Raw genomic sequence first — 26,248 nt, 5'->3', positions numbered from 1 at the left:
TTGTTAATTAAAACCCATTTTTTGCATCAATTCATTTAAAACTGGTTGTGCAATACGGCGGGCTTTATCCGCTCCTTTCATTGTTGTTTCTTCGACTTGCTCTAAAGCTGTGTTGAATTTATTTTGTATATCTATAAGAAGGTTTTTTACACTCAACGCAACCGCTTCTTTAAATTCTTTGTAATTTTTATTTTCAAAGAATTTTTCAGCTTCTTCTAAGCTTAAATTGTTTAATGACGCATAAATATTTAATAAGTTTGTTACGCCAGGTTTTAAGTCAGATGCATAAACTTTATTTTCACTATCAGTCACTGCTTTGATTATTTTTTTGTACGCTGATTCAGGATCTTCTAAAAGATAAATTGTTCCTTTTGACGTTAAATCACTTTTCGACATTTTCTTTGTAGGATCTTGTAAATCCTTGATTCTCGAACCGGTTTTAGGCGTGTATGCCTCGGGCACACATAATCTTGATTTGTATTTATTATTCATTCTTCTTGCAATGGTTCTAGTTAATTCAATATGCTGAATTTGATCCTCACCCACTGGTACGAAATCTGCATTGTACAGTAATATATCTCCAGCCATTAGTGTTGGGTACATCAATAATCCAGTAGGGATTGTTTCAGTACCATTACTTTGTTTTAATGCTTTTTGACTTTTATCTTTAAATTGTGTCATACGGTTTAATTCACCAATAGATGTTTCACAAGATAATAATCATTGAATCATTCCATGTTCATAAACGTCTGATTGATAAAATATCGTGCTTTTATCAGGGTTTAAACCACATGCCAAATATAATGCGACAACTTCTTTTCTAAGTTTTTTTAACGTTTTAGCATTATTATCACCCATAGTCAAAGCGTGTAAATCAGCCACAAAATAATAAGCATCAAAGTCATTTTGTAAATCAATAAAATTTTTTAAGGCTCCAATGTAATTACCCAATGTTAATTCACCTGTTGGTTTTATTCCACTTATTAGTCTTTTCATAATTTCCCTTCTTTTTTGCTACATAATTATATTTGATTTTTTAACTTTAGTTAAATATTCATGGCTTTTTTACACAATTGAATAATAATGTGCAATTTATTCAATTATTTTTCAGTAATTTTCAGTACATTTTCAGTATTCTTTTCTGTGTGGTTTCAGTAGATCATTCATTGTTTTTGGCAAAATTGCTTATTTTTTTTGTATACTATAATTAAAATCTTTAATTATACGTACGGAGGTAAAAAGTGACTGGTAAAAACAAATTTAAATACTATTTTTTATTGATTTCTACATTTGGTTTAATCAAATTAAGATGAAAAAAATATAGACAAACAGAAGTGAAAAATAAACTAACCGTTAAAGAACAAATAGACTTTGACATTAATGAACTTATACAATTTTTAGGTGGTAAGGATAACATTACAAACACTATCGCTACATATTCAAAAATTAAAATATCATTCAAGGATAAATCACTAATTCAAAGTAAAAAAATACAAACATTGAATGGTGTAAGTGGCATGGTATTACAATCACAATCTATAACACTTGTTGTCGGTAACAACGCAAAATATATTGAACAACTATTGAAAGAAGCTTAAAACATGAATAAACAAAATGATTATCAATTTTTATTAACCAATTTATTAGATATTGAAAACAACGACAGTACTTTAAGTTGTTCAGTAGACAATGAAAAATTTTTCGATATTTTAAAAATAGCTGGTGAAGAAACATTTAACATGATGTGCTCACAACCGAATTTCAATGTTAAATTCGGAGAATATGGACACAAAAACTTAATTACAAAATTAAAGCAAATTGAAACCGTAGAAGAAATTGAAAACTTATATAAAGAATTTTCTTTTGAATTAAGTCAAAACAAATTATCAATGCTTAAAAAGGACTTTGAAAAAGGTAAAAAGGACTTATGTTCAGAACTAGAAAGTAAATTTCAACGTTCAATAACAAAATGAAAAAAAATCGCTAAAAGAGCGTACGACGTTAATATAGAAAGTAACATTTGACCTCTTCACTTGGGATTTTTCTTTATTGCTGTTGAAACAGAAAAGAAAACAGTTTTTGCACCTCTTTTCTTTAAAGAAATTCATATAGAAATCAGAAACTCTTTAATTTATTTAAAATCTGAAGGCGATATTAAAGTTAACACTAAATTAGTTACTTTCTTAAGACAAAGTGGATTTGATTTAGATACATCGAGTTTTGACTTTAGTGATAAATCAATCAATCAAGTTTACGACTATTTCAAAAACTCATGATCTGAAACATATGATATTCCAGACACCTTTAAAGACAGAATACCGTTTAAAAGAGAAATTAGTATTCGTGAGAGTTTAAGTTTCCACAAAGGTCTTATTCTTGGGTTCTTCAATGTTTCGTCTGGATATTTATGAAACCAAATGAAAAAAATTATAGAAAACAATGAAGTTGAAGATATATTATTGTCAAATTTTGATAAAGTGTCTTACAAACGTCGTGTGGAAGATGTTATATATAATCAAGCGATGCGTTTATTTAAAATCCAAAAAACAAACTATTCACAAGATTTTGCAACCATTTCAGCTTTATACCAAGACACAGTTATTTGAGGTCCTCCAGGTACAGGTAAATCGCAAACTATTACTAACTTGATTACCAATATACTAGCTCGTGGTTACACAGCTTTAGTTGTATCTCAAAAAAGAGCAGCTCTTGAAGTTATTAGAAATAGATTAAAAGATTTATCAATTTTTGCCATCTTTTTACTAAATGACCGTAACTGAAAATTAGAAAAATTCTATGAACCATTAAGAGAATTTATTCAAAAAGTAGAAAACTTTGAAAGCACCAATAATGAAGACAGTATTGAAGTTATGCCAACTAATGCTAAACGCTTCATAAGCATGGCACAAAGCGTTAAAAACATTGTTGATTATTCAAATGTTATTGATGCATATTCAACACTTTGCAATGCAACTTTAGATGAACAAACGTTAACAGATTTAAAATCATTAGATTCATTTCTTAAATACCAATTATTGCCTAATCTAAATGATTACAAATCAATTGCAAATCATTTATACACAGTTAATAAAGGTAAAAAACCTAACTTACTAATTCAATCTACAAATACATATCCAAAATCAATTAAAGAATCAGCAATGATTATTGCTAAAAACCAAAACTTGCTTAAAGTTGATATTGACAACGCCTTAAAATACATTCACACAGTTGATGTAGAATCACTAGAACAAGTTGACAGATTCTTTAAATATCAATTAGAAAACAAAACTGTTGAAGTAAATAACCCAAGAACATTGGCTAAAATGTTGATTTATGCAACTACACGTAAAATGCGTCAATTTACTCAAGAAGAACAACGTGAATATGTGCAATTTACTCAGTCAATTCGTTCAGGTAAAATGAAACCATACAAATTCTTCCATAAACACAAATCAATGATTAAAAAATTATTCCCAATCATTGTAACAACGCCAGACACTGATTTATCAATGTGAGAAAAAGGTGAATTTAATTATGCAATACTGGATGAATCTAGCCAAATTTTCTTAGAAAAAGGTTTACCAATTCTTTATTTAGCACAACGTAAAATACTAGCTGGTGACGATCAACAAATGCAACCAACTAAATGATTCAGCGCCTCTTACGCGGTCGAAGAAGATGAAGACTTTGTCAACATTGAAAGTTTATTAGATTATGCTTTAGCAAGAGGAATTTACAAAATTCTTTTAGATAAAAACTATCGTTCAAGAAAAGCAGCTTTAATGACATTTAGTAGTAAAAACTTCTATAACTCAAAACTAGATGTTATTGATGATTACACCGCCGATAATAATGAATTAGCTATTGATGTCATTCAAGCAAATGGTACTTGAGATAACTCGATGAATGTTGAAGAAGCAGATATAGCTATTCAAACTGTATTAGATAATTTTGATAAATATGAAAAAATAATTTTATTAGTATTTAACGCTAAACAACAAGACTACATTTTAAATAGAATCTACGCAAATCACCCAAATCTTGAAGAAGCTTTAGGCACTGAAAAACTAAGTTTAAAAAATATAGAAAACATTCAAGGTGATGAAGCAGACTTAGTAATTATTAGTGTTGTATATGATAAAAATACAAGTCTTGTGGGTACATATGTAGCGCGTCGTGGAGGACAAAACGCACTAAACGTTGCCATTTCACGTGCTAAAGATAAAATGATTGTTATTAAATCATTGAACTCAGATGATATTAAAATTAATGAATCATCATCTGAAGACATGGTTTTATTACGTGAATGATTAAGATTCTTAGATCTTACAGAAGAAGAAAAGAAAAATTATTTAACAAACAAACAAAACAATGATTGAACCCAAACAATAACAATTGATGTTTCAAACGCTCTTGTCGAAGAAGTGAAAGAGAAATTAGAACAATCTTTAATTAAAGATAATCCAGAACTTAGAATTGAAACCAATTATGTTATAGGGACTAAAAAATTAAATATCGCCATTATTAACAATACATACAACCAAATTCTTTTAGGTATTATGATTGATGATTATTCATACGCTGGTGATGAAATGCAATATGTATACTTTACCGACTCGTTTAAATTCTTAGAATCAAAAAATTATCCATTATTAATAATCAAAGAATTAGAATGAAAAGTAAAACAAAATGAATTGTTAAGATTTATTAAAGAAAGTATTGATAATGCAAACGAAATAATCAAGTTGAACAACATTACAAATGACCTACCCAATGAAGTGTTAAAAAATGATGATTCAATTGAATACAATGATAATTTACTAATTCACACAAAAGAAGTAAATACTGTGGATTCAACACCGAACTACACAATAACTAATATTGATAAAATCAGCAATACAACACTTGTGTCGGTGCCAGAAATCCAAGATGATATTGACTACGAAAAAGAAGTTTTTACAACTCAAGAAATTGAAGATAAAGACATATTCAAAAACGCTGCAAACACAACAAGTGAAATTAATGGGTTACCTGAATTACAAAACAATATTGATACTAATGAACACTTATTACACACAAGAACAATAGAATTAATTGTTGACAACGCGGAAGAGCAATGAGAATTTGATGAATCATCTCAAGACATAATTTTCAATACTCAAACCAAAGAAATTCCAAACACAATTCCAGTAACATCAAGTACAGTTGATGAAACATTGGCGTATAACGATGATATATTCGACACAACTCAAACTGTTGAGATCATTAGTAATAATTCATCAGAGTTTATACCTACTGATGAGGCCATTCAAAACGATCACATTGAAGAAGAAAATATAAAACTATTTAATAATATGACCATGGAATTAAAAACTCCAGAAGAATTAAAATTACCTATTCAACCAATCGATACACCAGAAGAAGAAACTACTGTAAATGAAGAATCAGGTATTAATTTATTCGAAATTAAGTAAAATTAATATAGAGTAATAAAAAGGAGGTAATATGTCAGATTATTCTAAAGCTTCAACTTATTCAGTTGCATCACAAGATGATTCATTAGAATATGTAGTATTACAAGTTACATTGAAAGAAAAATTTTGAGGTACAGGTAGTGGAAACCTAAGTGAACTTGAAGTCGCAATAAATGAACAATGTGCTAAAGGATACAGATTACACACATTTTCAACGGCAAGCGGAGCAAGTAAAGGTCTTTTAGGTGGAGATAGAATCCAAGCCACTCTTGTATTCGAAAAAATCAAGTAACAAAAAAACAAGCAAAACTAATTAGTTTGAGCTTGTTTTTTATTTGTGATTCTAAAGCGCACACACACGCTTAATAAAATAACATATAAGCATGTGGCTAATGATGTTCACACCATTGGAACGATCATAGAATTGTTAAATAATAAAATGTAATAAATAAAGTAAGCCACGTTAATTGTTATTAATAACATTATCATTGTCATTGATAATGAACCTACTCTTTTATAACGTATTGTTTTTAATAATTGAGGAATATATGCCCCTGTGGTGAAAGCACCCGTAGAAGCTCCAATAATCACCAATGCAACCGTGTTGCTTATGTATCAATCTTTACGAACTATACCAATAGTAAAACAAATAATGTTTGCTGCAAAAACAATTAATAAAAATAGTGTTGCTAATATTAAATTTTTTCGTGAAATATTTTTGTCATAATAAAACACAAAAAACACCATTACAGTATATAAAATTCCACATAATAAATTAGATACTGAAATATAAATCAATTTTTCTCCAGTAGATCCTAAGGTAAATGAACCAAAGGCTGTATAACAAAGAACTCCAAAACAGTATATGCAGCTGGTTATTTTATTAATACCTTCTGAATCTTTTCTAAAGCAAACTTTAATCATTTGCGGCAAGGGTATAACTACAGTTAATATAGCCATAACTCAACCAATAATATTTACAAAAGTTTCCACACATCCTCCTTAATAATGAATATATTTATAGAATAAATACTTTTAACAAATAAACCCGTGATTTATGGATTTATATATTTTAAACTATTTCGCATTTATACATTGTAAAAATATTTTTCAATCACTTGTGCTATTGTATATGTTTTATATATTTTACAAAATGATTCAGATACATGCGAATAATAAGCCCGTAAAGTAAAATTCAATAAACTCAATAAAACCCCGCTTAAGCACAACAACAAAAACGGCATTGCTTGTTGTTGTATGAATACGCAAGACAAATTTTAATAGCATACAAATTATTTACAAATAAAAAAATGATAGTTACCCATCATTTTTTTATTTTAAAATATTAGAAACTTTTTCAATCAAAGGAAAAATTTGTTCTATTTTTTCTACTATACGTTTTTGTTCTTCTAGGGGTGGAAGAGGGATGAGAATATCAGCAAATATTTTTTTGTTTAAATGGGGTATTGCACTACCCGTTTTTGTATTTTTATAAAGATTTTTATTTAGTTCAAAAAAAATTAATATATATTTTTCATTTATATTAGATACTGTGGATAAAAGTTTAAAAGTACTCCCCATATAACCCAATGTGGGGGATATAAAGATTTCTCCAGAATTTTCACCGTCTACTAAAATTAATTTCTCGCCAGGGCAAACCTTAACCCCTTTTTCTTTAAATATAGGTTCTTTGTTTCTTCTTAGAAACCTTACTTCTAAATACGGTAAGCGTACGCCTTTTATTGTTTCGCCATTATATAATCAACAAACACTTTTTTGTCTGCATCATTCTCAGTTTTCAGGTATATCAAATGGTATTTCATCATCAATACATTTTTCTTCTTTGCCTATTTTTTCAAAGAAAGAACCATTTTTTCTGTAAATAAAAGATTCATTTTTATCGGCTTTTATTTTTTTATCTTTTATTAATTTTTGTTTTTCGGCTCTAATTTTTTTCAGTAATTCACTGGCAGGTTCTTCAGTATTATCTTGTTTGACTAATTTACCTTCAATAGCTTTTTGTAAGACACCATTTTTAATAGAATTTAGAAGTTGCCCACTTAATTCTTTTAATTGATTTTCTTTTTTAGAATATTCTTCAAGTAAAGATAATATTTTATCAACTTTTTCCATTATACGTTTTTGTTCTTCAAGTGGTGGAAGAGGGATGAGAATATCAGCAAATATTTTTTTGTTTAAATGGGGTATTGCACTACCCGTTTTTGTATTTTTATAAAGATTTTTATTTAGTTCAAAAAAAATTAATATATATTTTTCATTTATATTAGATACTGTGGATAAAAGTTTAAAAGTACTCCCCATATAACCCAATGTGGGGGATATAAAGATTTCTCCAGAGTTTTCACCGTCTACTAAAATTAATTTCTCGCCAGGGCAAACCTTAACCCCTTTTTCTTTAAATATAGGTTCTTTGTTTCTTCTTAGAAACCTTACTTCTAAATACGGTAAGCGTACGCCTTTTATTGTTTCGCCATTATATAATCAACAAACACTTTTTTGTCTGCATCATTCTCAGTTTTCAGGTATATCAAATGGTATTTCATCATCAATACATTTTTCTTCTTTGCCTATTTTTTCAAAGAAAGAATCGTTTTTTCTGTAAATAAAAGATTCGTTTTTATCGGCTTTTATTTTTTTATCTTTTATTAATTTTTGTTTTTCGGCTCTAATTTTTTTCAATAATTCACTGGCTGGTTCTTCATTTTTATCTTGCTCTACAAGTTTACCTTGAATAGCATATTGTAAAACATATTTTTTAAATTGATCTGTGTTCATTTTTTCAGCCATACTATTTTTTTACTCCAAAAATGTCGGCAATCTGTTCTACAATTTTATCCATATCAGCATTCAAATTAGCTCGTATTTCCTGATATTTTGTTACAAATTCTTCAGGATTTAAAACTGCATCTTCTTCGTGAGGATAGCCACATAAATCTAAATTGAATTTTTTTTCAGTTAATTCATGTATTGTATATTTTTTAGCTTTATAAAAACCATCAACTTCAATTTCTTTTTTATTTTTTCATCATTCTCGCAAATTATTTAAATGACGAGGAAACATGGGTTTTGTTTTTGAAAAGCTTCTATATCCTTCAGGCGCATCAACTCTATAGAATCAGGTGTTAGTTGTTGGTTCGGTGTTATCAAAAAACAATATATTAGTTGTAATTGAAGTATACGGAGCAAATACACCGCTAGGCATACGAATAACTGTGTGTAAATTAAATTCAGACAATAATTTTTTCTTAATATGAAATTTTGCCCCTTCAGTTCCAAATAAAAACCCATCAGGAATAATTACCGCTGCTCTACCGTTACGTTTTAATCTATACATAATAACAGCCATGAATAAATCAGCAGTTTCACCACTTCTTAACTCAGCAGGGAAATTCATTTTAATAATTTCTTTTTCACTACCCCCGTAAGGTGGATTCATTATTATGATATCGTGCTTATCGCTATTTTTATAATCTCTAACATTTTTTTCTAATGTATTTCCATGTAGAATATTCGGGTTGTCTAAATCATGTAAGAGTAAGTTGGTGATGCAAAGTAAATAAGGTAATGATTTTTTCTCAATTCCAAATACTGAATTTTGATATATTTCTCTATCTTCAGCAGAACTTACTTGTTTATCTAGTTCCTTTAATACTGATGTTATGAATCCACCTGTACCAATTGCAAAATCAGCTACAGTTTCTCCTAATTTTGGTTGTAACATTTGTGCTATGAAATCTGTTACAGCTCTAGGGGTGTAAAATTCACCTGCATTACCTGCAGCTTGTAAGCTTTTTAAAATTGTTTCATATATTTCACCAAAAGCATGTTTTTCTTCGTATTCAGTAAAATCTATTTCATTAATAACATTAATTACTTGTCTTAAAAGAACTCCGTCTTTCATGTAGTTGTTGCTATCTTCAAACGCTGTTTTAACTATTGCTTTACTCATTGGTGTTTTTGAATCAATTTCAATGTTTTTTAAAGTTGGGAACAATTTATTATTGACAAAGTCCAATAAAACTTCACCAGTCATAGCGTTTCCATCTTTATTATCTACAGCTCAGTTTCTTCATCTTAACTCTTGTGGGATGATTGATTTAAAATAATCATCATTAAATTCTCACATCTTTTCTTTAGAGTCATAAACTTTTAAAAAGAGAATTCAAACCATTTGCTCAATTCTTTGTGCATCACCATTAACACCAGCGTCATTACGCATGATGTCTTGTAACCTCTTAACTATATTAGATATACTCATATTATTTAATTCTCCTTACTATAGTGCATATAATTGTTTTTCTAATTCTTTAATAGCATCTAGGTAAGCTTGTTTGCTACCGAATAGATCAGCTATTTTCATTGGGTTTCCATATTGTCTAAATGGATCATTTGAAGTATTGAAATATCCTCTAAATCATCAATTCCATTTTCCATGTATTTATCTAATAAACTGTCTAAAACTTTTCTGGCTTTCTCTGAATATTTTTGTAAATATCCTTGTGTTTTAACTTTGTTTGCTCTTTGTTTTCTGGTTAGTGGTTTTTGATCAAAGGCTACATGACAAATTAAGTCAAAGTCATCAATATTTGCAATACCCACAGCATCTCTTAATGCTTCTAAAAGCACACCTTGTTCTTGTAATTCTTCTATTATCGCTTTCTTTTTAGGTTCCGATTTTCATTTATTGATAAAACTTTCAAGAGTGGCAAACTCCCCTAATATATTTTTCTTAGAATAATCAATTAAGTTTTCAGTAATTAATCTACCCTCTTTGTCGTAATATTGAATTCTTTCATTTACTATATTAACTTCAACGTCATTAACGATATATTTCACTTTATTGCTGTCAGTATCTTCGATTTCTTTATTCATTTCTTTTTCTTCAGCTTCTTTAATGATTTCATTTAATTCATCTTCAGTTAATTCAATTTCTTCACCTGGTTTAAATAAAATATTACTAATTGGTTCACCATCAAAATCTGGATCTGCAAACAATCTGCAAGAACCCCTTGTATCTAATATTGTAAAAAATTCCTTACCACAATCAGGTTTTAAACGAGTACCACGTCCTATAATTTGTTTAAACTCAGTTATTGAATTTATATTACTTTCAAGAACAATTACTTTACATGTTTTACAATCCACTCCAGTAGTCATTAATCTTGAAGTTGTAACAATTACAGGATATTTGCTTTCAGCATCAATGAAATTGTCCAGTTGTGCTATTCCAATGGGATTATCTCCAGTAATTCTCATAATGTAACGATTATCTTTTGCAACCAAGTCTGAATTTTCATTAACAAGTGCTTGTCTCATTCTTTCGGCGTGATCAATATCAACACAGAAGACAATTGTTTTTGCAAATCTGTCGTTTATTGATTTTAAATACTGTGTTATTCTTTTGGCAACTAACTGTGTTCTGTCATCAATAACAATATGTCTGTCGTAATCACTAACATTATATATTCTATCCTCAATCAATTTACCCGACTCATCTAATTGACCTTTATTTGGTCTTCAACCATCAATATCAATATCAATACCGATTCTAACAACTTTGTAAGGTGCTAAAAAACCATCGTCAATTCCTTGTTTAAGTGAGTAAGTATATATTGGTTCTCCAAAATAACTTGAATTAGAAACATCTTTAGTTTCTTTAGGTGTGGCAGTCATACCGATTTGTGTAGCTGAACTAAAGTAATCTAGTATTCTTCTTCACTCAGAATCTTCTTTGGCAGATCCTCTATGACACTCATCAATAACAATCAAATCAAAGAAGTCTGGTTTAAATTGTAAGAAAGGATCTTCTTCTCCATCATACCCAACTAATTGTTGATATAAAGATAAAAATATCTCATACGAACTATCTAACTTTTTACCTTCTATTTTAGTCATGACTTTTTTAAATGGGGCAAAATCTTGATTGATTGTTTGATCTATAAGAATATTTCTGTCAGCTAAGTATAAGATTTTTTTCTTATTGCCAGATTTTCATAGTTTATGAATAATTTGAAATGCTGTGTAAGTTTTACCAGTACCTGTAGCCATAGTTAGCAATATTCTCTTTTGATCTTTAGCAACAGCTTCTATTGTTCTGTTGATAGCGACTTGTTGATAATATCTCGGAGTTTTATCACCTTTACTAAAGTAGTATGGTTGCAGTATCAATTCCTGATCTTCTGCATCTAATTGTTTGAATGATATATAACGATTTCACAATTCTTCCTTTGATGGAAATTCGTCTAACTTAATTTCTCTTTCAACACCTTTTAACATGTCATGTTCTAAAAACCCATCTCCGTTAGAACTGTAAACAAAAGGAATATCCAGAATATCACCATATTCAATCGCTTGTTCTATACCGTGTCTTAATGAGTAAATATTAGCTTTTGCTTCAACAATTGCTAATGGTTTATTTTTTTTATAATACAAAACATAGTCGGCTTTTTTCCCTTTACCTCTTATAGCTTTATCGCCTCTCAGGATAATTCTTCCATCAGTAAAAGAATGTTCCATTACAATATTCTCAAACTTATCTCAACCAGCTTTTTCAATAGCTGGTGTTATAAATTTCAATTTAATATCTTCTTCGCTCATTTGTTTTTTATTTTGAATGCATTCCATTGTACACCTCTGTAAATTATTATTTTTTTTCTATATCAATGAACATTTATTATCTATTTTTAACAATAGGGATATATTAAATAATATATCAACTGACCAATATTATCTTTTTTTATTAAAAATAAATTCACTTTTTCAGTGAATTTATGTTAAAAATTTAATTTTGATTTTAATTGATTTATTTTCAGCGAAAAATAGTAAAAATTACGTGTCAAAGTATATGAGCAAGTATTTGATATCATTTTCGTTTCATATTAATTCCTCTTTTGAATATTTACTTAAATTTTATTGATTAATCTTTTCCAATATTGCTACACATTCAATATGATGTGTTTGAGGAAACATATCAACAGGTTGTATCATTTTAATTTTATAACCTTTATCTTTAAATAATTTCAAATCCCTAATCAATGTATGTGGATTACAACTTATGTAACCAATTCCTCTAGGTTTATGCATTGATATTAAATCAATGAATTCTTTAGTTAAACCGTTTCTTGGTGGGTCAACACAAACAATATCAAAAACAACACCGATATCATTTATGTTTTTTAATTCTTCGTCAATATTACCTGTGTAAAAGAATATGTTGTCGATACCGTTCATTTGCGCTGATTGATAACCGTTTTTTCCAGCTTCTTCCACTATCTCAACAGCATATACACTCTTTGCTTTTTTAGATAAAAAGGTACTAATGGTTCCTATTCCCGAATACGCATCTAATACGATGTCATTTTTAGTAATGTTTAAATTCGAAACCATTGTTTTATATAAATGTTTTGTTTGATATGGATTGACTTGAAAAAATGCATTTCATTCGACAATGAATTTATTGTCCTCTATCGAATCAACAATATGTGTTTCACCTAATATAACCTTTGATAAAGCGCCATATGTGTCGCTTTTATTATCCAAATTCTCAATAGTTTGAATTATTGATTTTATTTCAGGGTTTTCACTTACAAAAACATCAATAAATGTTTTATCAATATTTGTTTTGGTGTATGAAGAAAAAACAACCTGAACACAATCCTCTTTTTCATTACATTTCATTGTGATATTTTTAATTCTTGAATTTTTTGTATCAAACTTATTAAAGTTTTCAACCAATCAAATTAATACTTTATTTAATACATTTTTAGCCAAGGGCATTTGTTTCATTTCGATAAGTTTATGCGAATTTCTTTTGTATGTACCAAATTTATACATACCGTTTTTCAACTCAGCAAAAACAGTTACTTTATTACGGTAATTCCATTCTTTTTCACAAGCCAAAATATCTTTGGTGTCAAAATAATTCAATTGTCTTTCCGCAAGTGTTTTAACAACGTTTGTTTTAAATAAAAGTTGTTCAGAATAATTAATTATCGCAAGTGGCGCAACACCACTTTCAATAATAGTTTTATTAATATCTTTCAATCTTGACGAGCTTTTCTTTTTAATATTAACAACATCTGCATAAATAATTTTTGAATTTACTTTTGTTAATACAATATCAACAACTTCATTTTCTAAGGCACCGTCAATCAATATTGTTACGTTGTCATCTCTATATACACCATAACCTTCATAACTAAATTCAGTAACAGTTATTTTTTTTAATTTATCCCCAATATTATATTTTTGCATTACTTACCTAAACAAAAGTTACTGAAAATAGAATCCAATAAATCTTCGTTTGTATCCTTTCCGATAATGCTTGCAATTTTTTTTCATGCTTCATGAATATCAACAATAACAACTTCCGGTCCAAAACCATCCTCAAGCCCTTGGATTGCATCTTGTAAAGAAATTTGTGCTCCTTTAACTAAAGCTAATTGTCTTGTGTTGTACATTAAATATTCACTGTTTAAATCAACATCTTTATAACTTTCTAATAAAACTTGTTCTAGTTCTTGTATTTGATTATTTTTTGCAGAAATTTTAATAGTTTTTTCATCATTAAAATTAGAAACATCAACTTTATTAAATACTCTTATGTATTTTTTATTTTTTGATAATTTCTCAATTTCTATATCTTGTGAATCTAATTCTTTCGTTGTATCGATAACATGTAAAACAATGTCACATTTTTCTATCGTTTGTTTAGCTTTTTCAATTCCGATTTTTTCCACTACATCCACAGTTTCTCTTATACCGGCTGTATCAATCAATTGAAACAATACACCATCGATTTGAAAATTCGCTTCAACTGAATCTCTTGTTGTTCCTTCTATATCGGTAACGATTGCTTTATCCTCTTTAATTAGAGCGTTTAATAACGAAGATTTACCTACATTAGGTCTACCTATAATAGCCACTTTTATACCTTCATATATTTTTTGAGCATTAGCAGATACTTTTATTATTTTTTCAATTTCATTTGATAAGAAAATTAATTTTTCTTTCATTTCTTCATTTGTTAACTCAGCAATGTCATCCATTTCAGGATAATCGATATTTACTTCGCAATGTCCTATTAAATATAAAATAGTGTCCAAAAATGAATTGATTAAGTTGTTTAAATTGTTATCAAAGCGACTTATAGACATTGAAACTTGTTTTTCGGTTTTAGCGTGAATTAAATCATTAATAGCTTCAGCTTTAATTAATGACATTTTCCCATTCAGATAAGCTCTTCTACTAAATTCACCAGGTTGAGCCATTCTAGCACCGTTAGCAAGAATCAATTTTAAAATCATATTCGAAACAACAATACCTCCATGGGCATTGATTTCAATTGTATCTTCACCAATAAAGTTATCAGTACCTAAAAATCACGCGATTAAAACTTCATCAACTTTTTTATCACCATCGTAGATATAACCGAAAGTAATTTCTTTATTTTTTCCTTCTTTCCCTTTAAATATTTTTTTAATTATTTGTTTAGCTTCAGGACCTGTTATTCTAATTATTGAAATAGCTTGATTAATTTTCCCGGAACTTATTGCAGTTATTGTGTCTCACATAATAAATAATTATAAACAATAAACAAAAATCCGTCCTTCTTTGTCTTTTTCTTTTCTTGTTCTAATATGTGAATGTAGATAATAATAGACAATAAACAACAGTGCAAGTAAGCAATTGATTAGATTAAGAATAATAATAAGTGCTGTATAAAATGTAGAAAACTCAAAAAATGAACTATATATAATATTTTTTTAAAATTAATTGCGAACACAAAATGTATAATAAATTCCAAATAATGTAGTTAACTCATTATTTAACTAATTTTCGTAAAAATTGCACACGTTTTAGTTGTTTCTGGTTAACAAATGTCGATAAAAAATCATTGTTAATTAATGTTATTAATGTAAATAACTCAAAAAAACCCAACTCAGTAGTTATTTATACTAAATTTGATTGTGTATTATTTTGTTATCTATAATTATTTATATTAATTTAATAAAAAATAGTAAAGGATTAAAATGAAAAGCGTTTTAGGTCTAAAAATAAAAAATAAAATTATGTTTTCTGCTTTTTTTAACAAAAAACGTAAGTATTCAGGTGATATTTTAAGAGCATTGTTGTTACCATTAGCCTTTTTAACTGTGTCATCGATTTTCTTCGGAATAATGCGTCAAATAGGTGAGGATCATAACTTTTACAGATTAAATGAGACGATTGTTATGTTTACAAGATTGTCATGCTTTTTAATCAGCTTATTCCCAATATTTGTAACGATCGGTATTGCTACGACATTTACAAAAAAATATGTACTTGCGTCTGTATTATCGATTTTAGGTTGGATAACTTTTATCGGTATTCAATCAGTTTTCATTCATGAAAATAGTAATGGAACGGTTGATTTTCTATTCTATAGAAATGTCGACAACAGATTTATTGATTTATTTGGTTCTATAGATTGAATGAAAAATGTATCACCCAATATTTTTATAGCTATTGTTTTTGGGTTTATTATCATAGTTTTATTAAATAAAACAAGTAAATTCAGAGTATTTAAATTTTTAAATTTTAATAGAATAGTGTTTTACATTTTACCTTTTGTAATTTTTATATTGGTTATACTACATTTTCTAATAATGGGTTCAGTTATATATTTATTAAATCATTTATCAAAAGAACAAAATAATCTGGCAAAAACATTTCTATTTGCATGTTTTGAAAAAGCCTTATTTCCATTAGGTCTTGATTCAAATATAAATAAACTATTAAATAGTGATTATATTGAATTAACTCAATCTATTCAATTCACAAAAAATAACATGGTATATCAAGTTTCTTCAATAGGCGGTGTAGCTAAAACTAATTGAAGTGACGCGTTAGGAATTATTGATGATAATAATTTAAAAATACGTACTGAAATTTTATACAACACATTGGCCAATGATTGATCTGGAAAAGAAATTGTATTAAATAATGGTGACAAATTCTTATTCAATATGACAATGGCTTCAAAAATCAACGCAGGTATCGTAAGTGGAGAAGGATTCAAATTACTATTGAATAATTACTCATTTGGTTCCGGCTCAATAGCTAATTTAATTTCAACTATATTTATTGTCCCAATGATTGGTATTGTATTGATTTGTAATGCTGAAAAAGGTCAAAAACTTTTCGCCACACAAATATTAATTGCTTCAATACTTAGTTCATTCTTTTTGGGAACTCAAAACATAGTCCTATATATTGTTTTATTCTCTACACCAGTATTCTTTGTTATTTTATTTGTATTCATATTGCCTTTATTCCAATTGATGTTTGCATACATCGGTGTTCAAATTCAAACTGTTAATGGTGGGTTTATTGAATTGATAAGAAATGGATTCATACCTTATGTAAAGGGGGCTCAAAACGGCTTTTGATTATTTTTAGGACCTATTATTTTCATAAGTGTTGCCTTGATTTTAATATACTGAGCATGAACCAAATTATTTAAACCAAATACTCCTGGAATTGGTAACTGTAATTCTGAATTAATCACTGCAGAACAAACACATTCGATAAGCTATATGTTGTTCTATAAACGTAACGACTTTGCAAAAGAAATTAACACAAAAGAGTTTTTTGTATTTGACCAAATAAATGACAAAGCCGCTCCGAATGAATCAATAGATGAGTTTTCACAATACTCAAATATTAGCGATACACAAATGTTTGATATAAATAAAGAAGGAATTGAAAACTCTAGCGAACTTTCCACCACTCAAGAAGTTGATGTTACCCATTTAATGGGTGTTAAAAACAGTATCGAAACAAAAACATTTAGTTCTGAAAAAATAGATTTTGCAAAAGAAAAAATTATAATAAATTCACCTGTTTATGGAACATTAGTTGAAAAGACTAAAGACAATATTGTATTCAATGTAAACCAAAAGAAAAACAATATTTATGCGCCGGTAGAGGGTGTTGTGGAATACATATCACCAGAATATAATGAAATAATATTAAGTCACAGTTTTGTAAGAATAATAATTTCTATTGAATATAACAGAAGTGATCAAGCACTTTTATTTAAATTTATAAATACACAAATTAAAGTAGGCCAAAAAGTAAACAAAGGAGAGCTATTATTATTAATTAATAATTACTTTGATAATGATTCAAAAGCAAGTATAAACGTAAACATTCAAACAATTAAAAACACTGAAGAAGAAATTAATACTTCTGTAATTTTAAATAAAACATCAGTAAGTAAAACCAGTTCAATATTTGTGGTGGAAAATTAAATGTCAGTAGCTATTGTTGCGGAATATAATCCATTTCACAATGGTCACATTTATCAATTAGAACAAGCTAAACAAAAATTTCCTAACGAAAAAATATATATAATACTGACTGATGATTTTACTCAAAGGGGTGATTTCAATACAATGAGTTTTGAAAGTCGAAAACAGTTTGCCCTACAATATGGCGCTGATGCCGTTATTAAAATGTCGTTACACGCTTCTACACAAGCCGCGCATATTTTTGCTCAAGAAGCCATTGAATTGATACATCAAAACCAAATTGATAAAATCTTTTTTGGATCTGAAACAGACAACATAAATTTATTTATTCAAGCAGCCACAGCAATAAAAAACAATTTAGATGAGTACAATAAAATAGTAAAAAAATGATTAAAACAAGGTTTTTCATTTGTAAAATCTTCAGCTGAAGCACTTAAAGAATTAATAGGATCTGATTTTTCTCAACCTAACGACATATTGGGATTTGAATATGTTAAACAAATTGTGTTCAACAATTACGACATTCAACCTTTTTGTTTAAAAAGAACTCTACCGTTTCACAGCGAAGAAGTAATTGAAAAATTCGCAAGTGCAACTAAGTTAAGAAAAATGATTGAAAACAATGAAGATATTTCCATGTATTCACCTGTGCAATTTGTCACAGCGCCGGATTCTTTAAAAAATCATTGGCACGAATTAAAAAATATTATTTTAAACACGGAAGCATCTGAACTTGCGCAAATACACATGGTTTCTGAAGGTATGGAGAATCTTTTTAAAAAACACACCGAGTCAGACACGATGGAAGAATTTATCGATAAATGCACAAGCAGAAGATATACAAAAAACAGAATACAAAGAACTCTTCTTTCCATTTATTTAAACAAGCGATAAAAAAACAACCGGCGGGTTGTTTTTTTGTTAATTATTTTTTAGTTTCTTTTTTATCTTCTAATAATGAAGCGTAGTGTAATTCGTATCCTTTAGGGTCGTTGTATTTTGCTAATGAAGCAATAATTTTTGAGTTAATTAAAGGAATTTGAATTTGTTCTTTTGTAATGTATTTAGCAACTTCTTCTGCTGACATTCCGTATAGTTTTGATAATCTTTCGTATTCTTTTTCGTAATCTTTATCTTCAACTTTGATTTGTTCGCGTTTTGCTAATTCTGTGTATGTGAATGAAATTTTCAAGTTTTGAATTGCTTGATTTCTAATGTTGTCGTAAATTGTTTTTTTGTTTTGTTTTGTAGCGTCTAAGAATTGTTCAAAGCTCATTCCTTCGTTTTTGATTTGTTCTTCAAATCTTTTGAAGTTTTGATTTGTTTCTTTAGCAATGATTGATTCAGGTAATGGGTATTTTGAACCTTCAACTATTTTTTGGATAGCTTCTTGAGCAAAAGTATTTTTAGCAGCTTCGTTTTTTTCACGAGTTGCAAGATCTTTCATATAATCTTTTAACTCTTTAACGTTTGAAACATTTTCGATTCCAGCTTCTTTTGCAAATTCGTCATCTAATTTTGGTAATTGAGGACGTTTAACGTTATTAACTTTAATTTTAAATGTTGTTTCTTTACCTTTTAAGAACTCCATGTGGTATGTTTCAGGGAAAGTAATGTTAAACTCTCCTTGGTCACCTTTTTTAAATGATTTCATTGATTCTTCAAATCCAGGAATGAATGAATTTGATCCTATAACTAAATCGAATCCTTCAGCTTCTCCACCATCAAATGGTTGTCCTTCTAAAAATCCTTTGAAGTCAAAGTTAACGTGGTCTTTATCTTGGATTAATTCATCTGTATCCATTAATAAAGCGTGTGCTTGTAATAAAGCTTCTAATGATTTTTCAACATCTTCTTTTTCTACTTTAACAGCTGGTATTTTTACACCTAATTTTTTGTAATCAATGATGTCAACTTCTGGAACCATTGGGTAAATAAATTCAATAACAAGTTCTTCTGTTGAGCAAACTGGTAGTTGGTATGTTGGGCTGTCTAAAATAATGTCTTCATCTGTTAATAATTCAACAGCTTTTTTAATTGATTCATCTAACATTGGAGTAATAGCTTTACCCATAACTTGAGCAGCGCTAATGTGTTTTGCAGCTTTGTCAGCTGGAACTTTACCTTTTCTGAATCCTGGGATTTGTAGATTTGCAATTAAATCTTTTTTAGCTTTTGCTTGAGCATCTAATCAAGCTTGTTTATCAACATTAACTGTGATAGTTAATTCTGATGTTTCTTTGTTTAATGTTCTTTTTAGCATTATGTCTCCTATCTTATGTCAATACTTAATAAAATTAAGAATTGATTAAACATTAGAATTATAAATTATTTTTTATTACTTTTTTAAAGTAATTAAATATATTTGCATAAAAAAAGTGCTAAATAGCACTGTTCTTATTAAATGAAGAAATTATATAGAGTTGTTTCTTCGGCGTTTAATGATGTTTTATCTTTATTGCCCAATAAAACATTTGTTACGTTAATAATCATATCCGCACTCATTAATTTGTTTTCTTGGATTATATCCAATCAATACATGTTAGCGAATTTAGCAAACACTTGTATTGCAACTTTTCCTTCTGAAGGATTTTTTTCGTACATTGAGTTTAAAGTTTCTTTAATTTTAAAAAATTCTTTGTTGCTATTTATGTTTGATAATTTAGAAGGATTCAATCTTATATCTTTAAATTTGTACTCATAATCAATTGTTTTTTCATGTAATAAATTTCATATAAGTGTTAATATTTCTTGATGCATTCCTTCTTTTTGTTCAAAGAATCATTGAAAATCAGCAGCATGTTTGGTAATGTCTTTATTTTTTAATTTCATATACATTATCATGAAGTAATAATCAACTAAATCTGTTTTAATTTCATTGATTAATTGTTCTGCTGTTAACGCTGTAGGATAATCTGTATTATCTGATAATGTTTCAATTAAAAACGCTTGTTCTGTTTCACGCACAATAGGACTTACTTCAGTCATTGTGAAACGTTTTTCATGTTTTAGTGTATATAAAGCCAAAGCTGGATCTGTTTCTTTTATTTTAATTAAATTTGTCAAAAATTCTTCTCATTCTTTAGCTAATTGTTCTTTAGTTTGTGCCATTATTTATTCTCCCTTATTGATTGTAAGTATTGTTCTAATAATTTTTTATCACTCATTTTTAGTAACTTTTTACCATCTTTATCTTTTAATTTTTCAATTCACGCCCTGAATAATTCCACTGTACCTCACATCATGCAAACTGTTATGTCTAGTACTACTAAAATGATAAACACCAAAAATAATGTGTGGTTGTTTTCGTTTACTCTTAAATAAGAAACTATGAAACCTACAAAAATTATTAACGTGCTTATTAATAATAAACAACCTCTTCATATTTTCCCTAAATAAAAATCTGGGATTCCCAAAAGTTTTAAAGGTGTGAGTAACATAAACACATTTAAACTTTTTTTGGAATATGAATTATAAACTTCTAAAATTTCTTCTTCTGTATATTTCATAAAATTAATCTCATTCCTTTTTAAGCATTATAATTATAAATAATATTTATGACTTGTCGAGAAAGGAAACAAAATGTCTAAGATTACAAATATAAAAGCGCGTGAAATTCTGGATAGTAGAGGAAACCCTACAATAGAAGTCGAAGTTTGAACAGAATATTCTAAAGCCACAGCCAAAGTTCCTTCAGGAGCTTCAACTGGTTCGAGAGAAGCGTTGGAATTAAGAGATAAAGGAACACAGTACGAAAAAAATTGATTTGGTGGAAAAGGTGTAATGTCTGCTGTTGATAATGTCAACAACATAATTGCCCCAGAAATTATTGGAATGGATGTTACCCAACAAAGAAAAATTGATCAAATAATGATTGAACTAGATGGTACAGAATTTAAATCATATTTAGGAGCCAACGCAACATTAGGTGTTTCTTTAGCTGTGGCAAGAGCTGCTGCTATGGATCTTGAATTGCCGTTATATCGTTACATCGGTGGTACAAATGCTATTAAATTACCTTTACCTATGTTGAACGTGATCAATGGTGGGGAACACGCTTCAAACACAATAGATTTCCAAGAATTTATGATTATGCCTGTTGGAGCAAAATCATTTAGAGAAGCTTTAATGATGGCTAATCATGTATTTCACACTTTAGCAAAATTATTAAAAGCGGCAAAACAAAATGCAACCGTGGGTGATGAAGGTGGGTTTGCACCTAATTTACACACACATGAAGAAGTGTTAAATTTTTTAGTAGAAGCTATTACTGAAGCTGGATATAATCCTGCAACATCAGGTGAAGGGGCTATTGCTATTGCCTTGGATGCTGCTGCAAGTGAATTGTATGATGAAAAAACTCAAAAATACACATTCAAAAAATTTGAAAAAGCCGTTGAAGATAAAATGGAAGGATTTGAAAACTTCCAACTTCAATCTTCATTCACTAGCGATGAATTAGTGGAATACTATGGAAAATTAATTGAAACTTATCCAATTATTTCAATTGAAGATTCTCACGCCGAATCAGATTGAGAAGGGTTTGAAAAAATGACCGCAAGATATGGACATAAAGTTCAAATCGTTGGAGATGATTTAATTGTTACCAATCCAACATTTATTAAAAAAGCGATTGAAAATAAATCAATTAATGCTGCTTTAATTAAAATGAATCAAATTGGTACACTTTCAGAAACTATTGATGCAATCGAAATGGCTAATAAAGCAAACATGACAGCAGTCGTAAGCCACCGTTCAGGTGAAACTGAAGATACAACACTTGCTGATTTAGCTGTTGCATTTAATACTGGACAAATCAAAACTGGATCTGTGTCAAGAACTGATAGAATTGCCAAATACAACAGATTATTAGTTATCGAAGAAGAATTAGGTGATGTTGCAAAATTCGATGGTGAAAACACATTTTTCAATTTAAACAGATAATTGCTCATTTTTATATAAAAAAGAAGTACAACAAAAAATGTTGTATTTTTTTCATTAAAAAACCACTATGTTGTTATAATGATGTTGTTCTTAATAAAATAAAAAAATACTGTCTATCAGTAATTTTTAGCAAAACAAAATAACGAAAAAAACCGGAGAGACAAAGTGAAAAAAACCAATTTCAAAACTAAGACAATCGATGCTATTGAAAAGTTTTTTAAAATAAAAGAGCGTAATACAAGAATAAAAGTAGAAATTCTTTCGGGGGTAGTTTCGTTTTTGGCGATGTGTTATATTTTATTTGTAAACCCTTCAATACTAGCTGAATCATCAATGCCATATGGTGGGGCGTTTTTAGCGACAGCTATATCCGCTTTTATTGGTTCTATTTTAATGGGGTTATTTGCTAATTTACCCATCGGGCTTGCACCCGGAATGGGTATAAATGCTTTCTTTACTTATACATTGGTTAAGTCATTAGAATTTAGATGACAAGAGGCTTTGGGAGTATCATTATTTGCTGGACTTGTCTTTTTATTAATATCATTAACTCCCTTGAGAAAAATTATTATTAAGGCTATACCCAAAGATTTAAAATTAGCAATCGGTGCTGGTATTGGATTTTTTGTGGCGTTCATCGGTTTAAAAGAAGCTAAAATAATTGTTAGTGATCCCAATACATTGGTAGCCCTAGGTGATTTTACAAACCCTGCAGTAATATTAGCCATTGTGGGTATATTACTTTCATTAATTCTTTTTGCTCGAAACGTTAAATTCAACTTTATTATTTCAATAATTTCAATAGCTGTTTTAGGTACTGTAATTAATTATATATATTACGGTGTTACTGAAAAATTTATTGAAGGTTTACCAAAATTTAGAGAATTTAATTATTCTAAATTAGGTGAGTTTGCTGATGTGTTTGGTCAAGGTGTAAGTGCCATGTTTACTAAATCATTCTGAAAATTAAGCCTTATCGCATCAATAGTTACATTGGTGTTTGTTGATATGTTTGACTCTATTGGTACCTTCATGGGACTGACAGATTCATTAGAAAAAGATGAAAACGGAGAAATTATCGGAGCTAGAAAAGGTCTAGTAATGGATTCAATATCAACTGTATCAGGAGCGGTTTTAGGAACATCAGCGGTTACTGTATATATCGAATCAACAGCCGGAATTAAATTTGGTGGAAAAACAGGATTGAGCGCAATTGTGGTTGGATTATTATTCGGGTTATCGATTGCTTTATTTCCAATATTCAGCGTCTTCTCAGCGCCCGCTGTTACCACAATGGTTTTATTCACAGTCGGTATAATGATGACAACTCAATTAAAATATTTAGATTACAAGAACCCTACTATTCTAGCGGCTTCATTCACAACAATAATTATGATGTTACTAACGTTTTCGATTTCAAACGGAATTGCAATGTCATTTATTGTTTACTCATTAATGGAAATTGTGAGAGGAAGATACAAAAAAGTACATCCAATGATGTATATATTATCTGTAGTATTTGTAATTTACTTTATCGTAATGCCTCTTTTGTAAAGAAAAGGCATTTTTTTATATTTAAAAATGCTAATTTATGGCTTTTTTATTCGATCTTGTTTAAAAACGAGTATTTAGTATATAATTCCAACGTTATTTAAAATAACGAGGTAGGAACTCCTTGGCCATCGGCCCAAAAGTCCAGAAGGAGACATTATGCATAAATATGAAATTATGCTAATCGTTCAATCAACTACTACAGAAGATAAAGTTAATTCATTTATCTCAGAAATTTTCAGTTCAAAAGGTGAATTGAAAAAATTAGAAAGAACACAATTAGCATATGCAATTAAAAAAGTAAATACAGCACAATATTTCGTGTTAAATATTGAAGCTAAAGCCGAAGAAATTAAAGAATTCGGTCGTAAAGCATTATTAGATAAAGAAATTTTAAGAACACTAGTTATAAACTTAGATTCAGAAAAAGCTTTACAAAGAAAACCAAAACAAAATAGAGTTAGAAAACCAAAATTTGCACCACGTTCATCAGAACAAGGCGCAAGAAGAAGTTTCAAAAAAACAGATGACAGACGTGTTAAAAACGAAGACAAAAATTCTTCAAAATCAGAAGAATAATTAAAGTCGTAAGGAGTTATAATGAATAAATTTGTAGGAATAGGTCGTTTATCAGCGGATCCAATTGGAAAAACAACATCTTCAGGAGTAGAGTATTCACGTTTTACTCTCGCTATTCAAAGACGTCAATCAGCCGGTACAGAATCAGTTGTTGACTTCGTGCCATGTATAGCGTGAAGAAACAATGCTTCATTTATCAATAAATTTTTGGATAAAGGAGCACTTGTAGCTGTTGAAGGTGAATTCCAATCTTCAAGATCGGTTGCAAACGGGCAAACATATGTAAACTACACAATCCATGTAGACAACATTGAATCGCTTGAAAATAGACAAACCGCAGAAATGCGTAGACAAAAAAGAGACCAATCAGATGGTAAAACATTTGATATTCCAAATATTAATTCAAACTCAGAACAAACATTACCGCACAAACAATCAAATAATTCAGTAAACGAAACAGTCTTAGATGACTGAAAAGAATTATTCGATGGTGTGGATGAACTTTAAGGAGATATTATGGCCAGAACAGTAGCCAAAAAACCATTCGTACGTCGTCGTCCATGTCAATTCTGTTTAAACAATCAACAATACATTGATTACAAAGACCAAGAAACTCTACAAAATTTTGTTAACCAACACGGTAAAATTCTTTCATCACGTATCACAGGAACATGTGCACGTCACCAAAGAGGGCTAACAACTGCTATTAAAAGAGCAAGAATTGTTGCTATTTTACCATTTATTGGAAACACAAAAGTAAGCAAATAATTGCCTACTTATGAAAAGATAAGAAATGTGAACTTTTATAAAAAGTGCAGATAAAATTGATTCTTGATTGGATAGTGATAAAGAAGAATTTGCATTCTGAGGTCGTTCAAACGTTGGAAAATCATCGCTTTTAAACTCGTTGGCAAACAGAAGTATTGCTAAGGTATCATCTACTCCAGGTAGAACAAGATTAATTAATTATTTTGAAACACCAAATAATAAAATAATTGTCGATTTACCAGGATATGGATATGCCAAGATGTCCAATAAAGAACAAGAGCAGATAAGTGAAATGATTGCTAACTATTTACAAAATAGAGTACAACTAAAATCAATTTTTGTTCTTATTGATTCACGACATGGTGTAACACCAATTGATTCAGAAATGATAGATTTGTGTTTCACACTTGGATTGAAAGTGAATATTATAGTCACAAAAATAGATAAATCCAACCAATCGGCGTTACATAAAGCTCGTACAGATATGAAAAACTTATATTCAGGTATTGATGTTTATTATGTAAGCGCAAAAACCAAAAAAGGTTTAAATAAAATTCAAGAAAATTTTGAATTTTAAATTACAATTACCAAATAAAAGCAAAAACATACTTGACCATG

22 protein-coding genes are annotated in these 26,248 nt (G+C 29.0%); 11 read left to right on the top strand and 11 right to left on the bottom strand.

Annotated features, from left to right (window positions below; genetic code table 4):
• Positions 1–3 precede the first annotated feature (3 nt).
• The gene (gene trpS, locus HGG69_RS00575) at positions 4–996 is read right to left on the bottom strand and encodes a tryptophan--tRNA ligase (RefSeq protein ID WP_169604880.1); all 993 of its coding nucleotides are present in this window, start codon (positions 994–996) and stop codon (positions 4–6) included.
• Between the two features lie 245 nt (positions 997–1,241).
• On the opposite strand from trpS, the gene HGG69_RS00570 reads away from it, so the two are divergent.
• The 3 genes from HGG69_RS00570 to HGG69_RS00560 are packed head-to-tail and all read left to right on the top strand — an operon-like array spanning position 1,242 to position 5,766.
• The gene (locus HGG69_RS00570; RefSeq protein ID WP_169604879.1) at positions 1,242–1,598 is read left to right on the top strand and encodes a PTS glucose transporter subunit IIB; all 357 of its coding nucleotides are present in this window, start codon (positions 1,242–1,244) and stop codon (positions 1,596–1,598) included.
• Between the two features lie 3 nt (positions 1,599–1,601).
• Positions 1,602–5,474, top strand: a complete 3,873-nt coding sequence (locus HGG69_RS00565) for a DEAD/DEAH box helicase (RefSeq protein ID WP_169604878.1) — start codon at positions 1,602–1,604, stop codon at positions 5,472–5,474.
• Positions 5,475–5,505: 31 nt separating this feature from the next.
• On the top strand, positions 5,506–5,766 hold the full coding sequence (locus HGG69_RS00560) for a DUF4177 domain-containing protein (protein ID WP_169604877.1): 261 nt from the start codon (positions 5,506–5,508) through the stop codon (positions 5,764–5,766).
• A gap of 17 nt (positions 5,767–5,783) precedes the next feature.
• Here the strand turns inward: HGG69_RS00560 and HGG69_RS00555 are convergent, their stop codons facing one another.
• The 7 genes from HGG69_RS00555 to mnmE all read right to left on the bottom strand — a co-directional run bounded on the left by HGG69_RS00555 (position 5,784) and on the right by mnmE (position 15,067).
• The gene (locus tag HGG69_RS00555) at positions 5,784–6,467 is read right to left on the bottom strand and encodes a PQ-loop repeat-containing protein (protein ID WP_169604876.1); all 684 of its coding nucleotides are present in this window, start codon (positions 6,465–6,467) and stop codon (positions 5,784–5,786) included.
• 339 nt (positions 6,468–6,806) lie between these two features.
• Positions 6,807–8,282, bottom strand: coding sequence for a restriction endonuclease subunit S (locus HGG69_RS00550; protein WP_169604875.1), 1,476 nt, complete (start codon positions 8,280–8,282; stop codon positions 6,807–6,809).
• 1 nt (position 8,283) lies between these two features.
• Positions 8,284–9,753, bottom strand: a complete 1,470-nt coding sequence (locus HGG69_RS00545) for a class I SAM-dependent DNA methyltransferase (protein WP_169604874.1) — start codon at positions 9,751–9,753, stop codon at positions 8,284–8,286.
• 18 nt (positions 9,754–9,771) lie between these two features.
• Positions 9,772–9,855, bottom strand: coding sequence for a hypothetical protein (locus HGG69_RS03180; protein ID WP_336508888.1), 84 nt, complete (start codon positions 9,853–9,855; stop codon positions 9,772–9,774).
• A complete protein-coding gene (gene hsdR / locus HGG69_RS00540) occupies positions 9,846–12,119 on the bottom strand; it encodes an EcoAI/FtnUII family type I restriction enzme subunit R (protein ID WP_169604873.1) in 2,274 nt (757 codons plus the stop codon). Before hsdR ends, HGG69_RS03180 begins: the two co-directional genes overlap by 10 nt.
• 285 nt (positions 12,120–12,404) lie before the next feature.
• Complete coding sequence (gene rlmD, locus HGG69_RS00535; RefSeq protein WP_169604872.1) at positions 12,405–13,748, bottom strand: 23S rRNA (uracil(1939)-C(5))-methyltransferase RlmD; 1,344 nt, start codon at positions 13,746–13,748, stop codon at positions 12,405–12,407.
• Positions 13,748–15,067, bottom strand: a complete 1,320-nt coding sequence (mnmE, locus tag HGG69_RS00530) for a tRNA uridine-5-carboxymethylaminomethyl(34) synthesis GTPase MnmE (protein ID WP_169604871.1) — start codon at positions 15,065–15,067, stop codon at positions 13,748–13,750. Before mnmE ends, rlmD begins: the two co-directional genes overlap by 1 nt.
• Before the next feature lie 459 nt (positions 15,068–15,526).
• Between mnmE and HGG69_RS00525 the strand changes: the two genes are divergently transcribed.
• Both HGG69_RS00525 and HGG69_RS00520 read left to right on the top strand, forming a co-directional pair.
• On the top strand, positions 15,527–17,788 hold the full coding sequence (locus HGG69_RS00525; protein WP_169604870.1) for a hypothetical protein: 2,262 nt from the start codon (positions 15,527–15,529) through the stop codon (positions 17,786–17,788).
• Positions 17,789–18,682 carry a nucleotidyltransferase gene (locus tag HGG69_RS00520; RefSeq protein WP_169604869.1) on the top strand — a complete coding sequence of 298 codons (894 nt, stop codon included), beginning with the start codon at positions 17,789–17,791 and terminating at the stop codon, positions 18,680–18,682.
• Positions 18,683–18,713: 31 nt separating this feature from the next.
• Here HGG69_RS00520 and tig read toward each other — a convergent pair whose 3' ends face one another.
• The 3 genes from tig to HGG69_RS00505 form a co-directional block, all read right to left on the bottom strand.
• Complete coding sequence (tig, locus tag HGG69_RS00515; protein WP_169604868.1) at positions 18,714–20,051, bottom strand: trigger factor; 1,338 nt, start codon at positions 20,049–20,051, stop codon at positions 18,714–18,716.
• Between the two features lie 137 nt (positions 20,052–20,188).
• The gene (locus tag HGG69_RS00510; protein WP_169604867.1) at positions 20,189–20,899 is read right to left on the bottom strand and encodes a hypothetical protein; all 711 of its coding nucleotides are present in this window, start codon (positions 20,897–20,899) and stop codon (positions 20,189–20,191) included.
• Positions 20,899–21,297: a hypothetical protein gene (locus HGG69_RS00505; protein WP_169604866.1), complete on the bottom strand. Its 399-nt coding sequence runs from the start codon at positions 21,295–21,297 to the stop codon at positions 20,899–20,901. Before HGG69_RS00505 ends, HGG69_RS00510 begins: the two co-directional genes overlap by 1 nt.
• A 73-nt stretch (positions 21,298–21,370) precedes the next feature.
• Between HGG69_RS00505 and eno the strand changes: the two genes are divergently transcribed.
• The 6 genes from eno to yihA all read left to right on the top strand — a co-directional run bounded on the left by eno (position 21,371) and on the right by yihA (position 26,207).
• The gene (eno, locus tag HGG69_RS00500; RefSeq protein WP_169604865.1) at positions 21,371–22,732 is read left to right on the top strand and encodes a phosphopyruvate hydratase; all 1,362 of its coding nucleotides are present in this window, start codon (positions 21,371–21,373) and stop codon (positions 22,730–22,732) included.
• A 165-nt stretch (positions 22,733–22,897) separates the two neighbouring features.
• A complete protein-coding gene (locus HGG69_RS00495; RefSeq protein ID WP_169604864.1) occupies positions 22,898–24,286 on the top strand; it encodes an NCS2 family permease in 1,389 nt (462 codons plus the stop codon).
• Between the two features lie 156 nt (positions 24,287–24,442).
• The gene (gene rpsF, locus HGG69_RS00490; RefSeq protein WP_169604863.1) at positions 24,443–24,862 is read left to right on the top strand and encodes a 30S ribosomal protein S6; all 420 of its coding nucleotides are present in this window, start codon (positions 24,443–24,445) and stop codon (positions 24,860–24,862) included.
• Positions 24,863–24,883: 21 nt separating this feature from the next.
• On the top strand, positions 24,884–25,369 hold the full coding sequence (locus tag HGG69_RS00485) for a single-stranded DNA-binding protein (RefSeq protein WP_169604862.1): 486 nt from the start codon (positions 24,884–24,886) through the stop codon (positions 25,367–25,369).
• A gap of 9 nt (positions 25,370–25,378) precedes the next feature.
• Positions 25,379–25,630: a 30S ribosomal protein S18 gene (gene rpsR / locus HGG69_RS00480; protein WP_169604861.1), complete on the top strand. Its 252-nt coding sequence runs from the start codon at positions 25,379–25,381 to the stop codon at positions 25,628–25,630.
• A 25-nt stretch (positions 25,631–25,655) separates the two neighbouring features.
• Positions 25,656–26,207, top strand: a complete 552-nt coding sequence (yihA, locus tag HGG69_RS00475) for a ribosome biogenesis GTP-binding protein YihA/YsxC (protein ID WP_169604860.1) — start codon at positions 25,656–25,658, stop codon at positions 26,205–26,207.
• The last annotated feature ends 41 nt before the right edge of the window (positions 26,208–26,248 follow it).

The organism is Mycoplasma phocoenae (assembly GCF_012934855.1).
Lineage (GTDB): Bacteria > Bacillota_I > Bacilli_A > Mycoplasmatales > Metamycoplasmataceae > Metamycoplasma > Metamycoplasma phocoenae.
This window is presented reverse-complemented; position numbering and strand designations above follow the sequence as displayed.